Genomic DNA, 1,811 nt, shown 5'->3' on the forward strand with positions numbered 1-1,811 from the left:
AACATAAACACGTTACAGGACCAGACTGCACCTATGCCTTACGAGACGGTAGCTGACGGTGACTGGAGCAGCGAGTCCACGTGGCTATACGGCAACGTTTGGGATATCGAGGACGCATCGCAGAACAAGGACTGGAGCATCGTCTTGGTCAAGAACGACGTTACTACCTCTAGTTCCCACACGAACCTTGGCCTTATAGTAGATACTGACAAGTCGCTGGTGGTAAACGGCGACAACAAGATAGAGAACACCTATTATCTGGAGCTCAACGGTACGTTGGACCTCAGGGATGACTCTCAGCTGGTACAGGGCCTAAGGAGCGACCTGGTTACCTCGGCAGAAGGCAAGGTAAAGAGAAGGCAGGAAGGGACTTCCAGCCAGTACAGGTACAATTATTGGGGCTCACCGTTGGGAAGCCTGGGCGCAACGCCTTTGACCGACAACAATACGGTAGGCAACAACGATAACAACTCGGACTTCAACCTTGGCATGCTGAAGCAGCCTGGCGGGACCGATATCGAGTTCACGGGCGCATTGGACGCACCTGGTAAGATCAGTGTTTTCTGGCTCTACACCTACATAAACGGCGTAACTTATAACGACTGGGGTTCTATGGACGCCAACACGCCTCTTGGGCCTGGAATCGGCTATACGCAGAAGGGTACTGGAGTGGCAGGCACGGAACAGCAGTATCTGTTCGAGGGCAAGCCCAACAACGGTACTATTGTAATAGATGTAACGGACACGGGCGGAAGCGGTTCGGTACCGGCGGTTTCCAAGACGGATTACCTGCTGGGCAACCCTTACCCGTCTGCACTGGACCTCCACCAGTTCATTGACGACAACGCGGGCGTGATAGACGGTACGATCCAGCTGTGGCAACAGTGGAGCGGAGATTCCCATATATTGAACGAGTACAACGGAGGTTACGCACAGGTCAACAAGACGGGATCTGTAAGGGCCTATCAGTTTGTAGGCATAGAGGGCGCGAACAACGGCAGCCAGGACGGTACGAAGACACCGTCTAGGTACCTTCCAGTGGGCCAGGGCTTCATGGTAGAGGTCATCGCCGACGGCGAGGTGATGTTCAACAACGGCCAGAGGCTGTTCGTAAAGGAAGCGGACCACGACGGCACCTATAATAACGGTTCTATATTTTTCAAGAACGGTACCGGCCAGGGCAAGTCTCAGGAAGGGGAAGACCTTATGCAGACGATACGCCTGGAGTTTTCGTCGGTGGACGGCCCGCAGACGAGGCGCGAGCTTTTATTGGGCTTCAGCGACTTTACCACGGAGGATTTTGACTACGGTTACGAGGCCAAGAACACCGAGGAGGGCGACGACGACCTTAACCTGGTTTTCGGCGATGAGCTGATGACCATACAGGCCTACAGTGCGATAACCGACGACAAGGCGGTACCGCTCAAGCTAACGGCATCTGGCGACTACAACTATACGATAGCGCTTACCGGCACGGACAACATCGATGAAGGGCAACAGATCTACCTGAGGGACAACCTTACGGGCGAATACCACGACCTGAGCAGCAGCGAACAGCCGATCGAGTTCTCTTCGGAGGCGGGCGAGCATACGGACAGGTTCGAGGTGGTGTTCTCGCAGCAGTCCCAGACGCTGTCCGAGATGGACCAGGAGATAGAGGACCTGAGGCTCTACTATGCGATGGGCAGGAAGAAGATCGTGGTGCTGAACCCTAACGGCGTTGGCATAGCCCAGATCAGCGTGACCAACATACTCGGCCAGAGGGTGTACCAGAACGGCAACGCATACCCAGGGTCCTACACGGAGTACGA

Annotated in this window: 1 pseudogene; it reads left to right on the forward strand. The window is 54.9% G+C overall.

The window, feature by feature from the left end:
- Window positions 1-33: 33 nt before the first annotated feature.
- Window positions 34-1,811 (forward strand): annotated as a pseudogene (locus tag LBV24_RS14960) (hypothetical protein); the annotation flags it as partial.

Source organism: Winogradskyella vincentii, assembly GCF_020166345.1.
Taxonomy (GTDB): Bacteria; Bacteroidota; Bacteroidia; order Flavobacteriales; family Flavobacteriaceae; genus Winogradskyella; species Winogradskyella vincentii.